Source organism: Erythrobacter rubeus, from assembly GCF_014705715.1.
GTDB classification, from domain to species: domain Bacteria; phylum Pseudomonadota; class Alphaproteobacteria; order Sphingomonadales; family Sphingomonadaceae; genus Erythrobacter; species Erythrobacter rubeus.
In genome coordinates this window covers 1,469,516-1,489,218 of record NZ_JACXLC010000001.1, presented here as the reverse complement: position 1 = coordinate 1,489,218, position 19,703 = coordinate 1,469,516, and the positions used below count along the sequence as shown (strand labels likewise).

Genomic DNA, 19,703 nt, shown 5'->3' with positions numbered 1-19,703 from the left:
ATTTCCTAATTCGGAGCCTTTCAAAATCCTTAATTTCTCGCCATTGCGTCCTCGACTTCTGTCCCAACTTCGTTCCAGTTCGCGTTCGTCCCGTTGGCAATGCCCCCGAGAGCCCCGACCATGGCGATGGCGATGAGACCTAAGATCAGTCCGTATTCAATGGCAGTGGCACCTGTGTCGTCCGTTCCAATGTGCTTTAGGAATGTGGTCAAACTCATGTGGTCACCTGTAGATACGTTCCTGACAGGATCAGATATCGGCGCAGGGGCTTAAGAAATAGTTGATGGAGAGCCGCGAAGTGGAAGAAATCCCGACATGAGTCGGCGTTGGCTTACAGTGGTGGCAGGTGCTCTGCAGGCGGATGACGGTCGCTGGTTGATGCACTGCAGGCCCTTAGAAAAGCATCACGGAGGTCTATGGGAATTTCCGGGGGGTAAGATTGAACCATCTGAAATTCCTGTGGAATCTCTCATTCGCGAATTGCGAGAAGAACTGGGCATTGGGATCGCACACGGCGTATGCACGCCCGTCTCCTTCGCGGAGGAGCACGCTGCCGAGGGTCAAAAAGGCATTGTCATCCTGCTTTACAAAATCGCGGTTTGGCAAGGATCACCCGCAGCCTTGGAAGGCGGAAAAGTGGGCTGGTTCACTCCGGCAGAGATAAATCGGCTCGATAAACCTCCCTTGGATTGCGAGCTTGCGGATCGCTTGTTCGCGCAAACGGAATAATCGCACGCAGATCGGCAAACAGAGGTTGCCAAGGCGGGCCGACGCTCTTATTTGCCACCCCTACCGCGCGCCAGTAGCTCAGCTGGATAGAGTACCTGACTACGAATCAGGCGGCCGGAGGTTCGAATCCTTCCTGGCGCGCCAAGAAAGCCCATCCCGCAGGGGGTGGGCTTTTTTGGTGGGTCGGTATGTAGGATCGAACCTGTTCGGAATCGGAGGCGGTATAACCGCCGGAGATGACGAGCGAGCACAGCGAGCGAGCCAATCCTTCCTGGCGCGCCAAGAAAGCCCATCCCGCAAGGGGTGGGCTTTTTTCATGGAATTGGATTTGATCGACCGATGAAAGGCGCAGCCTCTGCGGCGTCAGCATCACACGTTAGTCTTTCACGCTCTCTTCGAGCGCGTGCATGTCATCGTCGGAGAAACCGAAATGATGGCCTGCTTCGTGCACGACGACATGGTGGACCAGTTCTTCAAAAGCCACACCGGTTTCCCGCATCTCCAACAACAGCGGTTGGCGAAACAGGCTGATGACGGGCGGCATGTCGCCGCTCGACCACGATGATCGCTCCGTCAGTGGAACACCTTCGTAAAGGCCGCTTAGGTTCCAGCGACTGTCTATACCGACGGAGGCGAGTTGCTCCTTGCTGGCGAATTCCTCGATCCGCAAAACGACAGCGGCAAGCTGCTCGCGAAACTCATCCGGCATTTGCGCCAGCGCGCACCTGGCGGCCACTTCGAATTCGGCTGGACTGGGCTCGGCGCTGCTCATCTCATGCATCTGGTGATCGATCGCAGCCAGCGCAAGATTTCGGAACGCGCGGCGCGCTTACCCGTTGATTGGGCAAAGAGATTAAGGAGTTAAAGATGACCGAACAGACGAATGTTCTCAAACGATTGAAGACCGATCATGACCGTCAGCGCGAACTGCTCGACCAGATTGCGGATACCAGCGGCGATACCGAACGCCGGCGCGAACTCTTCAAGGAACTGACGAAGGAGTTGAAGAGCCACGCTGCCGCCGAGGAACAGGCCGTTTATTCCGAAATGCTGGCCGATCCCGAAGTAAGCGACGAAACTCGCCATTCGGTCGCCGAACACCACGAAATCGACGAGATGCTCAACGATCTGGCCGCGACCGATATGGATTCGCCCGGCTGGCTCCAAAATTTCAAACAGCTCGACGATCGCTATCGTCACCACATCAATGAAGAGGAAGACGATCACTTCCCGGACTTCGCCGAGCAGATCGATGACGCAATGGACAAGGAAATGACCGAGACCTTCGACGAGCGCAAGGAAGCCGAGAAGAAGGCCGCAGAGGTCACTCCCGAGAAGGCGGAGAACGCCAAGGAATAATTGCGCCGACACGGATCGGACCATGCGCGCCCCTCGCCAAAGTGTGAGGGGCGCGCTTCATTTTGCGGGGAGCCGATTGCGCTGACGAACGTTTTGCGCAAAGGCCCGCTTCGGGATCACGCACAAAACAGGAAAAGTATATGAGCTGCGCTGCCGATGACGACATCGATCCCGAAAACCCGCTGAACAAGCCGGACGTGCCGGAAAACGTTCAGGCGGCGATCCGTACCCTGATCGAATGGGCAGGGGACGACCCATCTCGCGAAGGCCTACTCGATACGCCGAAGCGCGTCGGCCGGGCGTGGCTCGAATATTGCGAGGGGTACAAGGAAGACCCGGCAATCCATCTCAGCCGGGTGTTCGAAGAAGTCGGCGGGTACGAGGAGATCGTCCTTCTGAAGGATATCCCGTTCCAGTCGGCGTGCGAACACCACATGGCGCCGATCACCGGCAAGGCGCACATCGCCTATCTTCCGGACAAGAAGGTGGTGGGCATCTCCAAACTCGCTCGAGTGCTCCATGGCTTTGCGTCGCGGCTGCAGGTGCAGGAACGTCTGACCGCCGAGGTTGCCGATTGCATCTGGGACAATCTCGAGCCGCAGGGTGTGGCCGTCGTTATCGAGGCGCAGCATGGCTGCATGACCGGACGCGGTGTCAAAACGCCTGGCGTCGCCATGACGACCAGCCGGATGATGGGTTGCTTCCTGGAAGATCCGCGCAGCCGCAAGGAAGTGATGAGCCTGATGGGCTATTGAATAGTGGACGGATCGCAGCCTTCGATTGGTTGACGATCCGTTTCGCTAATCAGGTGAGCCGAGCGCTGGCTCCGTTCAGCTGAAAATTTTGCAGCTTGACCCATGGTGACATGTGTCACCATATGGCGACATGAAGCCTGCACCAACCGAATTGCCGATCTTGCGTCACCTCTGGAGCCATGGCTCGCAGAGTGCGGGCGAGATACATCAGGCGGTAAGCGATGAGACCGGCTGGTCTCGCTCGTCCACTCGAAAGACTATCGAGCGCATGGTCGACAAAGGTCTTCTGGTGGTATCCGAACAGCACGGGCTGAAAATCTACCGCGCCAAGGCCAAGAAAATCCCGACACTGGCGCGGATGATCCGCAGCTTTGCCTCCGATGTCCTTGGGCTGGAGGGGCCTCTGCCGGTCTCGACACTGGTGGGCAGCCGTATACTCGATGACGAGGAATTGGCTGAGCTCGAGGCGCTGCTCGAACGCGGCGAGGATGTGAACACCGACGCACCGGATGACGCATCATGAGCGCCCTTCTGTTTTACATCGCCGCTTCAATCATCGCAGGTGCATTCGCATTCGGAGCGGCGGTGCTGTGTGCGTCAGTAATGCCTGCAACGCGCCATTGGTCGGGTCTGTGGGGCTCCGCACTTGTCGCCACTTTCGCGATCCCTCCGCTTGGCGCATTGCTCAATCTGGCGAACACATGGTTTCCGCTCGTGCCGAGTGGAAACGGTTTCCTTATGCACTTGGACGGCGTTGTCGATCTTTCAGCTTTTGCAGGGCCGGGCGAGCCGCAAATAATTGCTGCAGGCGGCATGCCATCTTTTGCGACCTTGATTGCGCTTGCTGCGGTCCTCGGCGCAGCGATCTCTCTCAGCCGCCTTTATGTAGGAAGACGAAAAGCCATTGGAGTTGCGCTCGGGGCCAAGGGTCCGATGCGCTTGCACGGCCATACTTACTGGGTTTCGGACCAGGTCGATGCAGCCTTCGCTGTTGCCGGTCTGATCCCCAGGCGTACACCCCGGATCGTGATTCCTGCGCGCATGGCCGCCGATCTGCCGGAGCGTGAATTGCTATTGGTCCTGCGGCACGAGCAATCGCATATCGCGCGGCGCGACGACCAGATCGGATTGATCCTACGATCCATCGCGGCGCTGATCTGGTTCAATCCCTTCGCGCACCTGATCTTCGCGCGCTGGAGCCATTCGGCGGAGGTGCAGTGCGATGAGGCTGCGCTGGCCGATCAACCCAACGAAATGCGTGGCGTCTACGCGAACACATTACTGACGGCGCTTCACATAATGGCGGGCCGGGTACGGCAATACCCGGCCGCCTCCTTCTCAACCCATCGAATTAGGAACGAAAAGATGAGAATTACCCAGATTATGAGCGGTAGCCCCGTTGTTTTCAAGCGTGGCCCTGCGCGCATCGCATTGGCGGCAGTCGCCTTTGCTGCCACGGGGTTCGGGGCGATGTCGGTGTCGGCGCACGGCGATGCACTGAGCTATGAGGAGCCGACGCCTGCGATGATGGCGCAATCCGCGCCGCGCATCGCCGCTCCTGTCAGGATAGTGGAGGGCAAGATAACCTCCCGCTTCGGCAAGGCCGCTGACCCATTCAACCGTGGGAAGCCGCGCCAGCACAAGGGCATCGATATCGCTGCACCCGTTGGTACACCGATCAACGCGCCGTCCGACGGTGCGATCGTGGAGGCGACCAATCTCTTCGATAACAAGCCGAATTACGGCATTGTTGTGGTCCACCGCGCATCAGATGGAACACTGACTTTGTTCGCGCATCTCGACGGATTCACTGTCACGCCGGGCCAGACCGTTTCCGCCGGACAGCAGATCGCCCGCGTCGGCAACACCGGAAAGAGCACCGGGCCGCACGTCCATATCGAAACGATCCGCGACGGCCAGCATCTCGATCCGCAAATGGTCTGGCCGGTCCTGCAGTAGCACCGGGCCGCATATTGCTCGCCTCAAACAAAAAGGGCGCCCGTTCGCTGGGCGCCCTTTTCTGATTCCATGAAGTGCTGGCTTAAAGCTGGCCGAGCATATGCTCCGCGCTGGATACGCGGAAATCGCCGGGGTCCTCGATGTTGAGCTGTTCGACCACGCCGTCATTCACGACCATGGAGAAACGCTGGCCGCGTTTGCCCATGCCGAAGCCCGACCCGTCCATCGTGAGATCAAGCTTCTCGACGAACTCGGCATTGCCATCGGCGAGCATGGTGATGTCGCTCGATCCGGACGCGTCGTTCCACGCGCGCATCACGAATGCATCGTTGACGGCAGTGCCAACGATCTCGTCGACGCCCTTGGCTTTGAGCTCGTCCGCCTTTTCAACGAAGCCCGGCAGGTGCTTGGCCGAACATGTCGGGGTGAACGCGCCCGGCACGGAGAAAAGCGCGACCTTCTTGCCAGCGAAATATTCGCTGGCCTGGACCTGCTGCGGGCCCTCCGCAGTCGCCTTGACCAGTGTTGCGTCGGGCAGCTTGTCGCCTACCGAAATCGTCATGTTGGCATTTCCTTTCGTGTGCGGGGTATCTCGCGACACGATATAGGGGCTCTTGCCCGGCGGGCAACAATTACACATATAAAGATAACTTTATATTTGCGTGAATTGGCTCGGAACGCTACGGCACGAGGAAAGAATTCTAACGACCCCGATTTCCAATCTCAGGAGACATCCATGGCGACCCTCGCTGCTAATCAGGAATATATCATCAAGGACATCTCGCTGGCTCAATATGGCCGCGACGAGATTGCCATTGCCGAAACCGAAATGCCGGGCCTGATGGCTTTGCGCGAGGAATACGGCTCGGCGCAGCCATTGAAGGGTGCGCGCATCACCGGTTCGCTTCACATGACGATCCAGACCGCCGTTCTGATCGAGACGCTGGTGGCGCTGGGCGCGGAAGTGCGCTGGGCGACTTGCAACATCTTCTCCACCCAGGACCACGCCGCCGCCGCGATTGCCGACCAGGGCATCCCGGTCTTCGCGATCAAGGGCGAAACGCTCGCAGATTACTGGGACTATGTCGGCCGCATCTTCGACTGGTCGACGGACAGCGATCCCGATCTCACCGCGAACCTCATCCTCGACGATGGCGGCGATGCGACCATGTTCGCGCTGTGGGGCGCGCGTATCGAAGCGGGCGAGGAACTGCCTGCGCCGGCAAACGCGGAGGAAATCGAATTCCAGCGCGCACTCAAGGCGTTCGTCGCTGAGAAGCCCGGCTATCTGACCAAGAGCGTCAAGGCGATCAAAGGCGTCTCCGAAGAGACCACCACCGGCGTGATGCGCCTCTATCAGATCGCCAAGCAGGGCAAGCTGCCTTTCCCGGCGATCAACGTGAACGATTCCGTCACCAAGTCGAAGTTCGACAACCTTTATGGCTGCAAGGAATCGCTGGTCGACGCGATCCGCCGCGCAACCGACGTGATGCTCGCTGGCAAGGTCGCCTGCGTTGCCGGTTATGGCGACGTGGGCAAAGGCTCGGCTGCGTCGCTCCGCGATGGCGGTGCCCGCGTGATGGTCACCGAAATCGACCCGATCTGCGCGCTGCAGGCCGCCATGGACGGATACGAAGTCGTAACCATGGAAGAAGGCGCGAAGCGCGCCGACATCTTCGTAACCGCAACCGGTAACGAAGACGTGATCACCGGTGAGCACATGAAGGCCATGAAGAACATGGCAATCGTCTGCAACATCGGCCACTTCGACAGCGAGATCCAGATTTCCGCGCTCGACAATTACGACTGGAAGGAAATCAAGGAAGGCACCGACATGGTGACTATGCCCGATGGCAAGTCGCTGCTCATTCTGGCGAAGGGCCGCCTTGTGAACCTCGGCTGTGCAACCGGTCACCCGAGCTTCGTGATGAGCGCGAGCTTCACCAACCAGACGCTCGCTCAGATCGAACTTTTCACCAAGTCCGACGAGTACGAAAACGACGTCTACGTCCTGCCAAAGCACCTCGATGAAAAGGTTGCTGCGCTTCACCTCGACAAGCTGGGCGTTGAACTCAGCAAATTGAGCCAGAAACAGGCGGATTATATCGGTGTGCCGGCGGACGGTCCGTTCAAACCGGATCACTACCGCTACTAAGCCTGGCGCCGCGCTGACTGCGGTTTCAGACGAGAGATCAAAGAGCCCTCGCAAATCATCGTATTTGCGGGGGCTTTTCGTGTCCCCAGCCATTGCATCGGCTGGCCTGCGGGCATAGCTGATTGTTGCAATGGAATTCTCCCCGCTCGCCCTGGCCGTAATTGGTCTGCTGCTCGCCGCATGGACGGTCGCGGCGGCGGTCATGATCCTGCGCGCGAGTGCGAAGACGCGGCGGACCAAGGCGCTGCAAACTTCACTCAAGCGGATGCAGCACATGCTCGATGGAGCGCCTGCCATACCCATGCTGGTGCGGGTTGATGGCCGGATCGAAGCGCCCGATCGGCTGGCTCGCTGGCTGGGCCTCGATGCGATGCCGACCTATCTCAGTGAGCTGTCCGGTGATGATGGCGACGGAGAGGATCGCGGGCTTTCGGAAAAGCAGCTGCAGGCGCTTTCAGAAAAGATCAGGCTCACGCAGAAAAGCGCTGCACCCTTCCAACTGGCCGTCACACCGCCCGGTTCGAAGCGCAGCCTCGCCATGCAAGGCATGCTCGCCGACCCGCAAATCTCGCCTGGCGGAGCCGCGCTCGTCTGGGTGTTCGATTTCACTGAAAGCGAGGACGAGCTTTCCCGCCTGCGCACCGCAACCGCCCGCGCCGAAAGCGATTTTGCCGCGCTCGTGGGACTGATCGAAGCCGCGCCGGTTCCGATGTGGTTCCGCGGCAAATCGATGCGGTTGCAGCTCGTTAATCAGGCCTATGTCGATGCGGTTGGTGCGGAAAGCGCGGATGTCGTGGTGCGCGACCAGGTGGAATTGCTCGAAGCGGAAAGCGGCAAGAGCCCGGCCGAGACGGCGCGCCAGGTGTTCGTCGATCAGAAAGCGCAGAGCGGCACCACCACCGCTACGATCCACGGTGAACGCCGGACCTTGCGAGTCAGCAACCAGCCGCTCGGTAAGGAAGGCGTGACGGGATACGCCATCGATATCGAGGAGCAGCAACAGGTCCGCCGCGAATTCCGTGCCTTCCGCGATGCGCAGCGCGCCATGCTCGATCAGCTATCGGTGGGCGTCGCTCAATTCGACCAGAACGAAGAGCTGACCTTTGCCAATCAGCCGTTCCGCCGCCAGTTCGAGCTGGCCGAAGGCGCTGTAAGCGAGCGGACGCCATTCGAACGCTTTCTTTCGGATGCGCGCGAGAAGGGCCGCACGCCCGAGGTTCGCGACTTTCCCGAATGGCGGCGCGAACATGCCGCCTGGTTCGATACGACCGATATGCAGGAGGAGGCGTGGCCACTACCCGGCGGGACGCATCTGCGCATCGTTGCACAGCCCATGCCCGATGGCGGCCTCGTCCTGATCGCGGAAGACCAGACCGAAAGCCTCGCGCTGTCGGCGACCCGCGACACGCTGCTTCGGACCCGCACGGCCACGCTCGACAGCCTGTTCGAGGCGCTGGCGATCTTTTCGCCCGATGGCTCGGTCCAGCTCTGGAATCGCCGGTTTGCGGGGGTCTGGGGTTTGAACAGCGAATTCCTCGACACCCATCCGAGTGCCGATGCCTTGTTGAAAGCAATTGGCGACAACCTCGTTCGCAAAGGCGATGCGGGCAAGATCAACGCCGTTGTCCGCGCTGCTACGCTTGATCGGCGCGAGAAGGAGGGGCTCGTAAAGCTCGCTGACGGACGAACCTTGCGCTTTGGAGGGGTGCCGCTGCCCGATGGCAATGGCCTGCTGACGGTGCTCGACATCACTGATTCGCAAAAGGCCGAGGAGGCGCTGCGCGAGCGTGCCGTGGCTCTGGAGGAGGCCGACGCGGTAAAGGCGCGGTTCCTCGCCAATATGTCGTATGAATTCCGCACTCCGCTGACGACTATCGGCGGCTATGCCGAACTTTTGAAAAGTGGTGCCGCTGGCGAGCTCGATGAAAGCTCAGAGGAATATGTCGATTCCATTCTCGTCGCGGTCGGGCGGCTGCGCGAGCAGGTCGAAAACGTGCTCGATCTGTCGCAGAGCGAGGCTGGCTTGCTGCCCATCGACAAGGAGGAAATCGACCTCCTGCCGTTCCTGACGAAGCTGGTGCGCGAGCGCGAAAGCGCGATCATCAAGGCGGGGCTTGGCCTCGATCTCAAGGGCAAGCGCGGGAACAAGGTGGACGCCGATCCGCGGCAACTGGGCAGGGCCGTGGGCAATTTGCTCGACAATGCGATCGCGGGAACGCCTGGTGGCGGCCAGATACTGATCGAGATTCTCAAGCCCGATCCTGAAAGCGAGTGGAAATCCAGCTTCGTTATTTCCGATAACGGTGCGGGGATGAGCGAGGAAGAGCTTGCGCTGGCGATCCACGGCGAAGGCGGCGATGACGAGAAACGTGCGGGCCTCGGCATTCCGCTCGCGCGGCAGCTTGTCGCGGCGCATGGCGGGCTGCTCGAGATATCGAGCGAAGAGGGCGCGGGGACCGCCGCGATCATCCACCTGCCGTGACTGCGGAAAAGCGATATGAGCTGCCGGACCTTGCCGCGATGGAGCGGCTCGGCAAGGGAATCGCAAAGGCGCTTCGCCCCGGTGACGTGATCGCTCTCGAAGGCGGGCTCGGCGCGGGCAAGACCACCTTGGCGCGAGGGATAATCGCCGCGCTCGGTTATCCGGGCGAGGTGCCGTCACCGACCTTCACCATTATCGAAACCTACGATGCGCCGCCGCTGCAGTTGCCGGTGGTCCATGCCGATTTCTACCGGCTCAACGACCCGTCCGAGGTCGATGAGATCGGGCTCGACGATTACCGCGAAGGCGCGGCGCTGATAGCGGAATGGCCCGATCATGCGGGGGGATTTGCGCACGAGCCCGGCTGTCTTTCGATCACGCTCGAAATCGCATGCGAAACTGAGGATGCAGGACGAATTGCGATTGCCCGCGCAGGCGCCGATTGGCTAGGGCGGTTGCCATGAGCGATCTGCCAGACGGTATCGAAGAATTCCTCGAACGGGCTTGCTGGGACGATGCGAAAATCGATCCCCTGCCGGGCGATGCTTCGTTCCGCAGATATTTTCGTCTGCGCCGGAGCAGGGGCGAGGGCGCGATGCTGATGCACGCGCCGCCGCCGCATGAAGATCCTGAGCCGTTTCTGCACGTCGCAGAATGGCTTAACGAACACGATATGCGCGCGCCGCAGATACTCGCCGCCGATGCTGCGCAGGGCTGGGTCTTGCTCGAGGATTTCGGTGATGACCGAATGCGCGATTGGCTCGACGATCACCCCGATCGTGAGCAGTCCGCTTATGAGGGCGCAATCGACGCACTGGTCGAACTGCATCAGCGTCCGCCGGGTCCGTTCCCGGAATACGACATGCCGACCTATCTGCGCGAGGCGAGCTTGCTTACCGAATGGTACGCTCCGGCGCAGGGCGTGGATATCGATATCGCCGGGTATGATGCGGCGTGGGAAGAAGCGCTTGCACCGATGCTGGACCGTCAGCGGCCCGGTGTCACCGTGCTGCGCGATTACCACGCGGAAAACATCATGCTGCTCGGCGATCCCGCGAAGCGCGCACCTCAGGGCATTATCGACTTTCAGGACGCGCTTGTCGGCCACCCGGCCTACGATCTCGTCTCGCTGCTGCAGGATGCGCGCCGCGACGTTTCCGAAGAACTGGAGGCTGCGATGCTGGAGCGATACAGGCACCGCGCATCGCCCGATGAGCATTTCGACGCCGACTACGCCCGCCTTGGCGCGCAGCGCAATGCGAAGATCGTCGGCATCTTCACGCGCCTGTACAAACGCGATGGAAAGCCGCGTTATCTCGGCATGATCCCGCGGGTCTGGAACGCGATGGAGCGCGATTTGCGCCATCCGGCGCTCGCTCCTGTCGCGCGCTGGTTCGACGCGAATATCCCGCCCGAATTGCGGCGCAGCGGAGGGGGAACGATCGCATGAGCAAACGCGATCTGGCGAGCGATACGGCCATGGTCATGGCTGCCGGCTTCGGCAAGCGGATGCGCCCGCTCACGGCCTCCCAGCCAAAGCCATTGGTGAGGGTCGCTGGCAAGGCTCTGATCGACCACGCGCTCGACCGGCTGCGCGATAATGGCATCGCCAATGCTGTGGTTAATGTCCACTACCTTGCCGATGCGCTCGAGGCGCATGTGCTGGACCGCAGTTCGCCGAAGATCACCGTGTCCGATGAACGCGAGGGATTGCTCGAAACGGGCGGAGGTATGGTCAAGGCGCAGCCGCATCTCCCCGACCCGTTCTTCTGCCTCAACGCGGACAACATTTGGCTCGATGGACCGCGCGATGCGTTTCGCGATCTTTCGGCGCGCTGGAATGCGGATGAAATGGACGCGTTGCTGCTGGTGGTCGGCCATGCCGGGGCGGCTAATTTCTCCGGGCAGGGCGACTTTCACATGGACAGTGAGGGTAGATTGTCGCGGCGCAAGCCCGGCCGGATCGCGCCGTTCATTTATACTGGCATCCAACTGGTGTCGCATCGCCTTTTGCGAGATGCGCCGGAAGGCAAGTTCTCCACCAACATCCTCTGGAACCGCGCCATCGAGGAGGGGCGTCTCTACGGCGTCGCCTTTACCGGCACCTGGTTCGAAGTCGGCACACCGCAGGCCATCGCCCCGACCGAAGACGCGCTGAAGCGTGGGTGAAAAAGCCGAACCTGCGGTTTATTCGATTGCAGCGCATCGCGGCTTTGCCGATGCCTTGGTCGCAGGTCTTGTGCCACGCTATTCCGAGCGCGATCTCGGCCTTGCGCGGCTGACGCTACTGGTCCCGAGTTCGCGGGCAGCGCGGACCATATCGGAGGCGCTTGTCCGGCATTCGGGCGAGACGGGCATTCTGATGCCGCGCATGGTCACGGTCGGCGATCTCGACCTCGACGAAGCGCTGGGAAGCCTGCTCGATCCGCTCGGCGCAAGTGATATCCCGCCGGCGGTTGAGCCGACGCAGCGCTGGCTGGAGCTGGCAAAGCTCATCGAGATCGAGAACGCGGAGGCGGGGCGCAAACCGCTTACCGGGTCGGCGTGCCTGCGGCAGGCGCGCGACATTGCCCGGGCGATGGACCGGCTGCTCGTCGAAGATGTCGAGCCCGATGCGCTTATGAGCGAGCCCATTCTCGATATGCTGGGCGACTTGTCGGAGCATTGGCGAAAATCGCTTCGGCTGTTCGCGCGCGTGCAGGCGCGCTGGCTCGATCGGCTGCGCGAAATGGGACGGGTCGATGCCGCGACACGGCGCAATATGCTGTTCGAACGCGCCGCTCGCCGGTGGCGCGACGATCCGCCTGCCAGCCCGATTGTCGCAGCGGGCGTGACCAGCGCTTCGCCGGCCCTCGCACGAATGCTGAGAGCGATCGCGAACCTCCCGGATAGCGCGGTGATCCTTCCCGATCTCGACCTTTCGATGAGCGATGAAGCGTGGGACGAACTCGGCAGGGCAGGCGCCCCCTCGGAACCGGGCGGGCAGGTGTTTGGGAAGAAGGACGCGCTGACCCATCCGCAATACCATCTCAAGCTGTTGATTGAGCGCATGGGCATCGCGCGAGCGGAAGTGCGCCAGTGGCATCGGACGGGAGTGGCAGCGGCACCTCCGGCGCGCACCCATGCGATCAGCTCACTTTTCCTGCCGCCACAAGCCAGCCAGTCCTGGATCACACTCTACGCTGACAAAAGGAGACTGTCCGGCATCCGCATGATGACAAGCGCCACCGCCGAAGAGGAAGCGCAGGCGATCGCGCTGCTCGTCCGCGAAGCGCTGGAGGAGCCGGAGAAGCGGGTTGCCGTCGTCACCGCCGACCGCGCGCTCGCGCGCCGCGTGGTCCAGCACCTCGCGCGCTGGAATATCATCGCGGATGACAGTGCGGGCCAGCCATTGTCGCTCACGCCTGCGGGGCGGCTGTTCGGATTGCTGGGGCAGCTCATGTCCGACGGTTTTGACCCCGCGCCGTTGATTGGGACGCTCGCCCATCCGCTGGTGAAGGCCGGCGACGTTGACGAACGCCGGGCGTGGCTCGGGGCTCTGCGCCGGTTCGAGCGCGAATTGCGCGGGCCATCGCCTGCACCAGGGCTGGGCCCACTGCGCGAGATCGCCTCAGAAGCGAAGGTCGCCGAATGGTGGGACGAAACCGAGCAGGTACTTTCGGCGCTGATGCTGTCCGATGACACGGTGCCGTTCGCCGACGCGCTCGATCTGCTGGTGGGAGCGGCCGAAGCGCTCGCAGCGGACAAGGTCTGGGCGCGCGAGGATGGCCGGGCGCTGTCCGCGATGGTCGACGATCTCAGGCTCCATGCACGAGCCACCGATACGCGCGTCGCCCCGTCCGATATCGGTAACATCCTGCGCGACTGTATGGACGAAATCGCGGTGCGCCCGCCCTATGGGGGCCATCCGCGCGTCAGCATTTACGGCCTGCTCGAATCGCGCATGGCCCGCGCCGATCTCGTCATATGCGGCGGACTGAACGAAGGCAGCTGGCCGCAACCGCCCGGCGCCGATGCCTTGCTCGCGCCGCGCGTCTTGCGCGCGCTCGGAGTGCCTGGGGCCGAGTTCCGGATCGGCCTTTCAGCACACGACCTTGCAGGCGCAATGGGCGCGCCCGAGGTTGTGCTCAGCCGTGCGGGCAGAGACAGCGAAGGGCCGACCCTCGCATCGCGCTTCTGGCTGCGGGTCGAAGCGTTGCTGGGCGAAGATCTGGCAGCGCAACACCGTGAAAAAACCGTGCCTGCGATCCTCCCGCAAATCGACCGCGATCCTCCGCGCGCCGCGGATTACGAGCAGCCAAAGCCGATGCCGTCGGCGGATCAGCGCGCGGTGAAGATCAGCGCGACCGCACTCGACCGGTTGCTCGGCGATCCGTATCAGTTCTACGCTCGCGAGATCCTGGGTCTGAAGCAGCTCGATCCACTGGCGGCCGATCCCTTCGGCGATCCGGCGCTGCGCGGGACATTGGTGCATGACATCCTCGACCAATGGCACCGAGCGCGGATTGATGACCCGGCGCTTGCTCTCGTCCCGTTTGCCGAGCGGCAATTGCGCGAAAAGCAGGTGCATCCGCTGTTCTGGGGCCTGTGGCGACCGCGGATCTGCGCCGCGCTGGAGCAGTTCGAGCAATGGGTGGAAGTGGCCGCGCGCGAAGGGCGTGAAGTGCTCGCGACCGAGATTTGGGGCGAGATGCTGTTCGAAGGCGTGAAGGTAATGGGCATCGCCGATCGGATCGACCGCCTGCCCGACGGCACGCTCGCGATCGTCGATTACAAGACCGGCGGATCACCCAGCGCTGCGCAGGTCGAGGCGGGCTATGCGCTGCAGCTTGGCGTTCTCGGGTTGATCGCACGCGAGGGCAGCTTCGATGGCGAGGACGGCAGCGTCAGAGGCGAGGCCAGCCAGTTCGAATATTGGTCGCTCGCCAAGAACAAAGGCGAATTCGGCTATATAGACGAGCCAGTGAAGAAAGGGAGCAAGCGTTCCGGATTGCTGCCCGAAAAATTCCTGCCCGAGCATGAGCGATATCTGCGCGAGGCAATCGCCAAATACATCCACGGCAGCGAACCATTCACGGCCAAGGAGAATCCGGACTATCCAGGCTATACCGATTACGACCAGCTGATGCGGCTGGAGGAGTGGATCATTCGCCTCACAAGCACCGAAGAGGCTGCAACATGAGCGGCGAGGGCAAGGTCTACCCGCTGGCGGGCGAGCAGCGCGAGGCTGTCGATCCCGAGCACAACGTCTGGCTGTCCGCCTCTGCCGGGACAGGCAAGACGCAGGTGCTTTCCGCCCGCGTGCTCCGCCTGCTGCTCCGCCCGGACGTCGATCCCTCCGAAATCCTGTGCCTGACCTTTACCAAGGCGGGTGCGGCGGAAATGGCCAACCGAATTAACGCCGTGCTCGCGCGCTGGGTGCGGATGGAGCCGACCAGGCTCGCAGGAGAGCTTGGCGATCTCGGTGCAGATACCGGCCCTGAAACTCGCGAGCGCGCGCGGACGCTGTTCGCGCAAGTGCTGGACTGTCCTGGCGGCGGGCTCAGGATCGACACGATCCATGCCTTTTCGCAGTGGCTGCTCAGCAATTTTCCCGAAGAAGCCGACCTGCCGCCGGGCGCGCAGCCGATGGAGGACCGCACCCGCGAACTCCTGGCGCGTGAAGTGCTTTCCGATCTGCTGGTCGAGGCCGAGCAATCGAACGACGTGCGGCTTCTGGAAGCGGTCGAGCTGTTCACGACGGCCAAGGATCCCGGCGCGCTTCACGGCTGGCTGATGCGCTGCGCGAAAGCGGACGATCTGTGGGAGGGGCCAGGCGCATGGCAGTCCCCCATGGATGCACGCGTGCGGCGCTTGCTTGGCATCCCGGCGGACGCGGACGAGGCGTGGGTTTACGAAGGGTTGGGGCAGGACAGGTTTCCTGACGATCACGTCCTTGCAATGATCCCGCCGCTTGGAGAATGGGGCACAAAAACAGCGGATAAGTGCCTGTCTTTCATGCGCGAATGGCTCACACTTGATGGGCCTGCGCGGATCGAAAAGCTTGGCGGATTCAAGGGGACTTTGCTGAAAGCCGACGGAACGCCGAACTTTCAGATGAAGAAGCCGCGCGAGGACTTTCCCGATTTCGCAGGTTCGCAGCAACTGGTGTCCGACTCTGTGCTGATGGTGGAAGAGCGCAGCGCTCTGCTCGCGCTCGCCCGATTGCTCACCGCCTCGCTCGAGATTGGGCGTGCGTTCGCGCTCAGGTGGCAGGAGGCGAAATGGCGCGAGGGGCTGCTCGATTTCGACGATCTGATCCGCCGGGCCGCGCTGCTGCTCAAACAAAGCGCGACGGCGGACTGGATCCGCTACAAACTCGATCGGCAATTCGACCACATCCTGATCGACGAGGCGCAGGACACTAACGAGGCGCAATGGGACATCGTGTTTGCGCTCATCGACGACTTTTTCAGCGGAGAGGGCGCCAGCGGTGACAGGCTGCGCACGATCTTCACGGTGGGCGATTACAAACAGGCGATCTTCGGGTTCCAGGGGACCAGCCCCGAAAACTTCTCCCGCGCCAAAGACAAGGTGCACGCCGCGATCATTGCAGCGCGTGAAAACATCGCCGATATGCGCGATCGCAGGCGCGTGCCCGGCTGGCGCGATCTCGATCTTGGCCGATCGTTCCGCACATCGCGCCCGGTGCTGGAATTCGTGAACACGGCGATCGGCGCGCTCGGCTACGAAGAATTCGGCCTGACCGACGCTCCGGAAGATCACGTCGGCGCGGATCGGCCCGGCCTCGTTACCTTGTGGAAGCCTGTCACGTCGGTGAGCGCCGCCGGGGATGACGAGGATCGCGATTGGCTGCCCGCGCACGAAACCGTGCTCGCTGGCAGGATTGCCGAGCAGGTGCGCCGCTGGGTGAGCGGAGACGAGCCCTTCGTCCTCGCCAAGACTGAGCCGCACCGCCATGCGCAGGCGGGCGATGTCATGGTGCTGGTGCGCAAACGCGGTGCGCTTGCCGCGCAAATCGTCGCGAAACTGCATGCCAAGGGTGTGGCGGTTGCAGGTGTGGACCGGCTGCGGCTGGGCGCGCCGCTTGCGGTCAAGGACCTGATGGCGGCGCTGCGCTTTGCTGCGCAGCCCCTGGACGATCTCTCGCTTGCAAACCTGCTGTCGTCACCGCTGATCGGGTGGATGCAGGACGATCTGCTCGCCCATTTGCCGCGAGATAAGGACATGCGCCTGTGGGCTCACCTGCGCGCGAGCGACGATCCCTTTGTCCGAGGCACTTGCGACAAGCTGAAAGCGCTGCTGGCGCGGGCGGATTACGAAACGCCGCAAGCTCTGCTGGCGTGGCTGCTCACCGGACCTTGGGAAGGGCGGCGGCGGCTGATTGCGCGGCTCGGGCGGGAGGCAAACGATCCGATCGACGAGCTGGTGAACGCCGCCTTCGCTTTCGAAAGCGCGCATGTGCCGAGCCTTACGGGCTTTATCGAATGGTTCGATGCCTCGAATGAAGACCTGAAACGCGATGCCGACAGCGCTGGCGGGCAGGTGCGAGTGATGACGGTCCACGGGTCGAAGGGACTTCAGGCGCCGATCGTGATCCTCGCCGATGCGACCGGCGCGCCGGGGCAGGGCGGCGATCTCGAACTGCCCGATGCCCCTTTGGGCGAGCCTTCAGGGCGCAATATCCCGCTTCCTTCGCTATCCAAGGATGAAAAGCGCGGGCCGGTCGAAGCAGCCGAAGAAGCGGTCGATGCGGCCACCATGGAGGAGCACTGGCGGCTGCTCTACGTCGCGATGACTCGCGCGGAGGAGGCGCTGTTCATCGGCGGTTCGCTGGGACCGCGCGACGTCAAGAAGGGTCCTAACGAGGATAGCTGGTATGCCCGGCTTGAGCCGCTGTTCGAGGCGGACGAACTGGCAGACGATTTGTGGGGCGCTCGGCGGGAACTGGGCCGGCGCGCCGATCCGCTGATCGCTGCCGACGCGCCCATGATGGAGAAAGCGAATCCGCCAGTGCCCGAATGGGCAACGACACCGATTGGTCCCGAGCCAAGCCCGCCGCGCCCGCTCTCACCCAGCGCAGCGGGAGAGGAGCAGGGCGCGGACCCGCCTTTGCCGCCCGATGCATTGGCGATTGCAGCAAGGCGTGGAGTGCTGATCCACCGGCTCCTCGAGCGGCTGCCCGACATCGCGAATGATCGCCGGGCAGAGGCGGGTGCGGATTGGCTCGCACGGCAGGCTTCCGACCTCCCCGAGGACGTGCGCGGCGAAATGCTGACCAGTGCGCTGACTGTCTTGGAAACCGCCGAATTCGAAGCGATCTTTTCGCCCGATGCGCTGGCGGAAGTACCGCTGACCGCGACGGTTGGGGGAACGGTGATAAGCGGCACCGCCGACCGGCTGCTTGTGGGTGATGACACGGTGACAGTCGTCGATTTCAAGACAACGCGCCGCGCGCCGGTGGCTCTCAATGAGGTGCCTTCAGCGACGCTCCGGCAGATGGCGGCCTATGCCGCCGCGCTGGAGGTGATCTTTCCCGGGCGCAATGTGCGCGCGGCGATCCTCTACACCCACGCACCCCGGCTGATCGAAATCACGCCCGATGTCCTGGCGTCACACAAGGATCGGTTGGGGACAGCGCAGGAAAGCTATGCCCCGCTCGATATTGAGTGAACGGGGAAAGCCACTAAGTAGGTGGCAACCAAGTTACAGGAGAATGCAGATGTCCACCGTCAACGTGACCGACGAAAGCTTCAAGGCCGACGTGCTCGAAAGCGACAAGCCCGTGCTGGTCGATTTCTGGGCGGAATGGTGCGGCCCATGCAAGATGATCGCGCCGGCGCTGGAGGAGATCAGCAACGAGCTGGGCGAGCAGGTCACTATCGCCAAGATGGACATCATGGAGAACACCGGCATCCCGGCAGAAATGGGTGTGCAGTCGATCCCGCTGATGGTGCTGTTCAAGAACGGTCAAGCAGTCGCGCGCAAAGTCGGCGCTGCTCCGAAAAGCCAGCTGAAAGACTGGATCGAAAGCGAGCTTTGATCGCGGCGAGCGATTATTCGGGCGGGTTCAGCACCCGCCCGACAAATTCATCCCAGATCGCCGGGTTCGACGCCCCGACCAGGCCGGGCTTTCCATGCTCATCGACGCGGTATTCGCTGCCATCGAGGCGCGCGGCTTTGCCTCCCGCCTCGTTCAGCCAAAGCACGCCAGCAGCGTGGTCCCAGGCATAGGTCCGCTTGAAGCTCGATACGTCGTTCTCGCCCAGCGCGAGCCGCGGATATTGCTCGGCGGCGCAGCGCGGAATGTCCACCAATGAGTAATGCGGCGCGAGATTGGCATCGACCTGTGCGCGCTGTTCCTCGGTCAGGAAAATCCGGCTGATGGCGGCGACAGGGGGCGTGTCTCCGGTCGTCTGCGCGCTTACCTTCTCGCCATTGACGAAGGCTCCTTCGCCGAGCTTCGCATGGCACAGGCGGTCCTTGTTCGGATCGTAGAGCCACCCGGCCACCGCTTTCCCGGCATCGGCGAGCGCGACGATGATACCGAAAGGCTCCTTGCCTTCGGTAAAATTGGCGGTTCCGTCCAGCGGATCGATGATCCAGCATTGGCCGGAGAGGTGATCGAGCACGCTTTCATCGGCGTGAACGGCCTCTTCGCCGACGACTTCGACACCGGGCGCGAGCTTCGTCAGAGCCTCGGTGAGAAAGCTTTCGACTTCGCGGTCGACCACGGTGACGGGGTCATCCTCACCCTTCATCTCGATTTCGCTGTCTGCCAAGGCGCGAAATCGGGGCAGCATGGATCGCTGCGCGGCAAAGCGCAGAAGGTCGCGGATTTCTTCGTCGAGTGGGCTCATTGATTGCTATCCTTGCGCGACCCAGCGAAGCGAGGGAGTGTGTCGTCGGTCTGGAACCAACCAATGCGGCTCCGCTCGAAGATATGGAATTCAGGCTCGAAACCATCGGGATCGTCGAAAGTCGCAACCGTGACATCGACCGTGTCGGGCTCGCTCTCGATCAAGGTCGCCAAAGGTGACCCGCAACGGCTGCAAAAGAGGCGCTCGGCACCTGGACTAAGGCGAATTCTTCCGACCAGGGTTTCGCCATCGGAAATCTCGAAATCGGTACGGGAAACTGTTGTGTAGACAGCGCCGGGCGCGCCGGAAATGCGCTGGCAGTTGCGACAATGGCACCAGCTCGTCTCAATCGGGTCGCCCGATAGTCGGTATCGGACCGCCCCGCATGCACAGCCACCTTTCAT

18 protein-coding genes and 1 tRNA gene are annotated in these 19,703 nt (G+C 62.1%); 14 read left to right on the top strand and 5 right to left on the bottom strand.

What is annotated here, in order from left to right; all coding sequences use genetic code 11:
- Positions 1 to 29: 29 nt before the first annotated feature.
- Positions 30 to 218 (bottom strand): Flp family type IVb pilin, encoded by a 189-nt coding sequence (locus IB285_RS07295; RefSeq protein WP_190787555.1) that lies wholly within the window; start codon positions 216 to 218, stop codon positions 30 to 32.
- Between the two features lie 121 nt (positions 219 to 339).
- Here IB285_RS07295 and IB285_RS07290 point away from each other — a divergent pair, with 121 nt between their 5' ends.
- A complete protein-coding gene (locus tag IB285_RS07290; protein ID WP_328705868.1) occupies positions 340 to 729 on the top strand; it encodes a (deoxy)nucleoside triphosphate pyrophosphohydrolase in 390 nt (129 codons plus the stop codon).
- A gap of 67 nt (positions 730 to 796) precedes the next feature.
- Positions 797 to 873: transfer RNA gene (locus tag IB285_RS07285), tRNA-Arg, on the top strand.
- A 232-nt stretch (positions 874 to 1,105) separates the two neighbouring features.
- Here IB285_RS07285 and IB285_RS07280 read toward each other — a convergent pair.
- Positions 1,106 to 1,501, bottom strand: a complete 396-nt coding sequence (locus tag IB285_RS07280) for a metallopeptidase family protein (protein WP_190787553.1) — start codon at positions 1,499 to 1,501, stop codon at positions 1,106 to 1,108.
- 95 nt (positions 1,502 to 1,596) lie between these two features.
- Between IB285_RS07280 and IB285_RS07275 the strand changes: the two genes are divergently transcribed.
- The 4 genes from IB285_RS07275 (at position 1,597) to IB285_RS07260 (ending at position 4,802) form a co-directional block, all read left to right on the top strand.
- Entirely contained in the window at positions 1,597 to 2,088 is a 492-nt protein-coding gene (locus IB285_RS07275; protein WP_190787552.1) for a hemerythrin domain-containing protein, read from the top strand.
- A gap of 140 nt (positions 2,089 to 2,228) precedes the next feature.
- Positions 2,229 to 2,843 carry a GTP cyclohydrolase I FolE gene (gene folE / locus IB285_RS07270; protein ID WP_190787551.1) on the top strand — a complete coding sequence of 205 codons (615 nt, stop codon included), beginning with the start codon at positions 2,229 to 2,231 and terminating at the stop codon, positions 2,841 to 2,843.
- Between the two features lie 130 nt (positions 2,844 to 2,973).
- Positions 2,974 to 3,366: a BlaI/MecI/CopY family transcriptional regulator gene (locus IB285_RS07265; protein ID WP_190787550.1), complete on the top strand. Its 393-nt coding sequence runs from the start codon at positions 2,974 to 2,976 to the stop codon at positions 3,364 to 3,366.
- Positions 3,363 to 4,802 (top strand): M23/M56 family metallopeptidase, encoded by a 1,440-nt coding sequence (locus IB285_RS07260; RefSeq protein ID WP_190787549.1) that lies wholly within the window; start codon positions 3,363 to 3,365, stop codon positions 4,800 to 4,802. The genes IB285_RS07265 and IB285_RS07260 overlap by 4 nt, the downstream gene beginning before the upstream one ends.
- 82 nt (positions 4,803 to 4,884) lie before the next feature.
- Here IB285_RS07260 and IB285_RS07255 read toward each other — a convergent pair whose 3' ends face one another.
- A complete protein-coding gene (locus IB285_RS07255) occupies positions 4,885 to 5,364 on the bottom strand; it encodes a peroxiredoxin (protein ID WP_190787548.1) in 480 nt (159 codons plus the stop codon).
- 174 nt (positions 5,365 to 5,538) lie between these two features.
- Here IB285_RS07255 and ahcY point away from each other — a divergent pair, with 174 nt between their 5' ends.
- The 8 genes from ahcY to trxA all read left to right on the top strand — a co-directional run bounded on the left by ahcY (position 5,539) and on the right by trxA (position 18,482).
- A complete protein-coding gene (gene ahcY, locus IB285_RS07250; RefSeq protein ID WP_190787547.1) occupies positions 5,539 to 6,957 on the top strand; it encodes an adenosylhomocysteinase in 1,419 nt (472 codons plus the stop codon).
- A gap of 130 nt (positions 6,958 to 7,087) precedes the next feature.
- A complete protein-coding gene (locus IB285_RS07245; protein WP_190787546.1) occupies positions 7,088 to 9,439 on the top strand; it encodes a PAS domain-containing sensor histidine kinase in 2,352 nt (783 codons plus the stop codon).
- Complete coding sequence (gene tsaE, locus IB285_RS07240) at positions 9,436 to 9,903, top strand: tRNA (adenosine(37)-N6)-threonylcarbamoyltransferase complex ATPase subunit type 1 TsaE (protein WP_190787545.1); 468 nt, start codon at positions 9,436 to 9,438, stop codon at positions 9,901 to 9,903. The genes IB285_RS07245 and tsaE overlap by 4 nt, the downstream gene beginning before the upstream one ends.
- Positions 9,900 to 10,889, top strand: coding sequence for an aminoglycoside phosphotransferase family protein (locus IB285_RS07235; RefSeq protein WP_190787544.1), 990 nt, complete (start codon positions 9,900 to 9,902; stop codon positions 10,887 to 10,889). Before tsaE ends, IB285_RS07235 begins: the two co-directional genes overlap by 4 nt.
- Entirely contained in the window at positions 10,886 to 11,608 is a 723-nt protein-coding gene (locus tag IB285_RS07230) for a nucleotidyltransferase family protein (protein ID WP_190787543.1), read from the top strand. Before IB285_RS07235 ends, IB285_RS07230 begins: the two co-directional genes overlap by 4 nt.
- Positions 11,601 to 14,621, top strand: coding sequence for a PD-(D/E)XK nuclease family protein (locus tag IB285_RS07225; RefSeq protein ID WP_190787542.1), 3,021 nt, complete (start codon positions 11,601 to 11,603; stop codon positions 14,619 to 14,621). Before IB285_RS07230 ends, IB285_RS07225 begins: the two co-directional genes overlap by 8 nt.
- Complete coding sequence (addA, locus tag IB285_RS07220) at positions 14,618 to 18,112, top strand: double-strand break repair helicase AddA (RefSeq protein ID WP_190787541.1); 3,495 nt, start codon at positions 14,618 to 14,620, stop codon at positions 18,110 to 18,112. Before IB285_RS07225 ends, addA begins: the two co-directional genes overlap by 4 nt.
- 49 nt (positions 18,113 to 18,161) lie before the next feature.
- Positions 18,162 to 18,482 carry a thioredoxin gene (trxA, locus tag IB285_RS07215; protein WP_190787540.1) on the top strand — a complete coding sequence of 107 codons (321 nt, stop codon included), beginning with the start codon at positions 18,162 to 18,164 and terminating at the stop codon, positions 18,480 to 18,482.
- A 13-nt stretch (positions 18,483 to 18,495) separates the two neighbouring features.
- Here the strand turns inward: trxA and IB285_RS07210 are convergent, their stop codons facing one another.
- Together IB285_RS07210 and IB285_RS07205 are read right to left on the bottom strand one after the other, a co-directional pair.
- Positions 18,496 to 19,299, bottom strand: coding sequence for an inositol monophosphatase family protein (locus IB285_RS07210; protein WP_190787539.1), 804 nt, complete (start codon positions 19,297 to 19,299; stop codon positions 18,496 to 18,498).
- Positions 19,296 to 19,703: a GFA family protein gene (locus IB285_RS07205; RefSeq protein ID WP_190787538.1), complete on the bottom strand. Its 408-nt coding sequence runs from the start codon at positions 19,701 to 19,703 to the stop codon at positions 19,296 to 19,298. The genes IB285_RS07210 and IB285_RS07205 overlap by 4 nt, the downstream gene beginning before the upstream one ends.

Excerpts from the sequence above, each read along its gene's own strand:
- IB285_RS07295 (WP_190787555.1), bottom strand. The coding sequence starts at position 218 with ATGAGTTTGACCACATTCCTAAAGCACATTGGAACGGACGACACAGGT.
- IB285_RS07280 (WP_190787553.1), bottom strand. The coding sequence starts at position 1,501 with ATGAGCAGCGCCGAGCCCAGTCCAGCCGAATTCGAAGTGGCCGCCAGG.
- folE (WP_190787551.1), top strand. The coding sequence starts at position 2,229 with ATGAGCTGCGCTGCCGATGACGACATCGATCCCGAAAACCCGCTGAAC.
- IB285_RS07205 (WP_190787538.1), bottom strand. The coding sequence starts at position 19,703 with ATGAAAGGTGGCTGTGCATGCGGGGCGGTCCGATACCGACTATCGGGC.
- IB285_RS07265 (WP_190787550.1), top strand. The coding sequence starts at position 2,974 with ATGAAGCCTGCACCAACCGAATTGCCGATCTTGCGTCACCTCTGGAGC.
- IB285_RS07245 (WP_190787546.1), top strand. The coding sequence starts at position 7,088 with ATGGAATTCTCCCCGCTCGCCCTGGCCGTAATTGGTCTGCTGCTCGCC.
- trxA (WP_190787540.1), top strand. The coding sequence starts at position 18,162 with ATGTCCACCGTCAACGTGACCGACGAAAGCTTCAAGGCCGACGTGCTC.
- IB285_RS07255 (WP_190787548.1), bottom strand. The coding sequence starts at position 5,364 with ATGACGATTTCGGTAGGCGACAAGCTGCCCGACGCAACACTGGTCAAG.
- IB285_RS07260 (WP_190787549.1), top strand. The coding sequence starts at position 3,363 with ATGAGCGCCCTTCTGTTTTACATCGCCGCTTCAATCATCGCAGGTGCA.
- addA (WP_190787541.1), top strand. The coding sequence starts at position 14,618 with ATGAGCGGCGAGGGCAAGGTCTACCCGCTGGCGGGCGAGCAGCGCGAG.
- IB285_RS07235 (WP_190787544.1), top strand. The coding sequence starts at position 9,900 with ATGAGCGATCTGCCAGACGGTATCGAAGAATTCCTCGAACGGGCTTGC.
- IB285_RS07275 (WP_190787552.1), top strand. The coding sequence starts at position 1,597 with ATGACCGAACAGACGAATGTTCTCAAACGATTGAAGACCGATCATGAC.
- ahcY (WP_190787547.1), top strand. The coding sequence starts at position 5,539 with ATGGCGACCCTCGCTGCTAATCAGGAATATATCATCAAGGACATCTCG.
- IB285_RS07230 (WP_190787543.1), top strand. The coding sequence starts at position 10,886 with ATGAGCAAACGCGATCTGGCGAGCGATACGGCCATGGTCATGGCTGCC.
- IB285_RS07210 (WP_190787539.1), bottom strand. The coding sequence starts at position 19,299 with ATGAGCCCACTCGACGAAGAAATCCGCGACCTTCTGCGCTTTGCCGCG.